The sequence below is a fragment of the Streptomyces phyllanthi genome, from assembly GCF_009377205.1.
GTDB classification, from domain to species: domain Bacteria; phylum Actinomycetota; class Actinomycetes; order Streptomycetales; family Streptomycetaceae; genus Streptomyces; species Streptomyces phyllanthi.
Genome location: NZ_VJZE01000789.1, coordinates 1 through 2,400, shown reverse-complemented (window position 1 = coordinate 2,400; position 2,400 = coordinate 1). Strand labels below are relative to the sequence as shown.

Here is a 2,400-nt window from a genome sequence, read left to right as displayed (position 1 = left end):
GTGCGGTGAGCCGCGGGGCGGTGCGGTGAGGCCGCGGGGCGTGGGGTGAGGCCGCGGGCGGAGCGGCGATGTCCGGGCGACGCGGTGGCGTCCGCCCTCCCGATTTCTTGGTCAACTTCCCGATGGGGGTAACGATGAACAGCAGAACGCGTCGGACGGCGGTCGCGGTCGTGGCCGTAGCCGCGCTGACCGGGACGCTTGCCGCGTGCGGCGGGGACAGCCTGGAGGACAAGGCGTCGGACGGCGGATCCGGCGGTGACAAGGGCTCGCTCGTCGTGGGCGCGGCCGGGTTCACCGAGGCGAAGGTCCTCGGTGAGCTGTACAAGCAGCTGCTGACGGGCGCCGGTTACGGCGTCACCCTGAAGACCGTCGAGAACCGCGAGATCTACGAGCCCCAGCTGGAGAAGGGCGCCATCGACGTCGTACCCGAATACGCGGCGACGCTGGCGGAATTCCTCAACGCCGAGGAGAACGGGCCGAACGCCGAGCCGGTCGCCTCCAGCGATGTCGACGCCACGGTCGCGGCGCTGAGGAAACTCGCCGAGCCGCGTGGTCTGAAGGTGCTGCCGGCCGGAGAGGCGGTCGACCAGAACGCGTTCGCGGTGAGCCGGGAATTCGCCGAGGAGCACAACCTCAAGACGCTTTCCGATCTGGGCGAGTCGGGGCTCAAGGTCAAGATCGCGGCCGGTGACGAGTGTGAGACTCGGCCCTTCTGCGCGCCCGGTCTGAAGAAGACGTACGGCATCGACGTCGCCGGAATCGACCCCAAGGGCGTCGGTACGACACAGGCCAAACAGGCGGTGAAGAACGGCACGGACCAACTGGTGCTGACCACGACCACGGACGCCACGCTGAAGAACTTCGACCTGGTGCTCCTGGAGGACGACAAGAAGCTCCAGAACGCGGACAACGTACTCCCGGTGGTGAACGCGAAGGACGCGGGTGACCAGGAGATCGCCGATGTACTCGGGAAGCTGACCGACACACTCACGACGGCCGATCTCGTGGAACTCAACCGGAAGGTGGACGAGGAGCGCCAGAAGGAAGCCGATGTCGCGGCGGACTATCTGGAGTCGAAGGGGTTGATCAAGAAGTAGGGCGGCTTCGCATGTCTTCCCAAGAGCGCTCGCGAGGCTTCTGAGGAGTGGTTCGTCGGGCCACGGGGGAGTGGCTCTCGACGCTTACCGGGACGGTTTCGCCGGGACTGTCGGAACGGAACCGGGGTTCTTGGTGTCCTTGTTGGGGCATGAGGGGCTGTGGAGGCTTCGGAGTGGCTGTGTTTTTACCTCCCGGCGCACCACGATTCCTCTACTCGCGGTAAGTTTCTGGCCATGCCACGTGGACGTCATCGCCATTCACCGCCTCTGCACAGGCTGCTGCCTCCGTCCGCGATCGCAGGCGTCTCGCTCGTTTGCGCCCTCGGACCCTGGGTGTTCACCCAGCCATCGGTGCTCCGGGTGTCGGCCGCGGTCGCGGCGGCCACCGCGGCCGTGGGCGCGGCCGTCATGCGCCGCTGGGACGTCGAGGCCGGCAAACGCGTCGCGGACCTTGCGCGCGCGCGGGCGAGCGACGAGTGGCGGCACGAGGAGCAGGTCGCCGAACTGGAGACCGACCTCGAGGAGTCGCGCGAGCTGCGCCAGAAGCTGGAGCACAAGCTGCGCGCCAAGCGGACGGAGCTGGCGGGCCTGCGCAACGAGCACGCGGCGCTGCTCCGGCGGTACGCCACCGCGGAGACGGAGCGGGCCAGCGCGCTGGAAGGCCGTCGCCTGCTGGCCATCGAGGCCTCGACGGAGCCGGCCCCGGGGTCGGCACGTGCGCTGCCCGCGGCCGGGACGCCGAACGAGCGGGAGGCCGCGGCCGCCGCGTCCGACGAGCAGACGACCGAGGGACAGGCCGCCGAGGAGCAGGCGGCTCCCGGTGCGTTCTCCCCGGCCGGCTCCTCGCTCTACCTGGCCGCCAGCTCGGCGCTGGACCGGCTCATCAAGGGCGACTTGGCCGAGGAGGCGACCGCCGGGAAGGCCGAGTCCGTGGCCGAGAGCGCGCCCGAGGGCGAGTCCCGCGAGGACGACCTGCCGAAGGGCGACTTCCCGAACGGTGATTCCCCGAAGGGCGGTTCTCCGGACGGCGGTCCCCCGGACCGCGGCTCTCGTGACGGCGGCTCCCCGGACGGCGGTTCACCGGACGGCGGTTCACCGCGGTCCGTTTCCGCCGAAGCCGCTATGGAGCAGGCCGGTTCGGAGCAGACCGCGCAGGCCGATGCGGCGTCCGCCGCCGGCGCGGACAAGGACGGCGGGGCCGAGGGACGCGCCGAGACGGTCCACGGGCACGAGCGCGCGGCGACCGGGCCCGCGGTCAAGGCCCTCACCTCCGTGTCCGCGTCCTCCGCCCTCACGCCCGCCC

Annotated in this window: 1 protein-coding gene and 1 pseudogene; both read left to right on the top strand. The window is 70.5% G+C overall.

Annotation, left to right across the window (positions count from 1 at the left end):
- The first annotated feature begins 134 nt into the window (after window positions 1–134).
- Window positions 135–1,097 carry an ABC transporter substrate-binding protein gene (locus FNH04_RS44870; protein WP_152791978.1) on the top strand — a complete coding sequence of 321 codons (963 nt, stop codon included), beginning with the start codon at window positions 135–137 and terminating at the stop codon, window positions 1,095–1,097.
- A 234-nt stretch (window positions 1,098–1,331) separates the two neighbouring features.
- A pseudogene (locus FNH04_RS48415) lies at window positions 1,332–2,400 on the top strand (hypothetical protein); the annotation flags it as partial.

Coding starts and splice junctions, on each gene's coding strand:
- FNH04_RS44870 (WP_152791978.1), top strand. CDS start 135: ATGAACAGCAGAACGCGTCGGACGGCGGTCGCGGTCGTGGCCGTAGCC.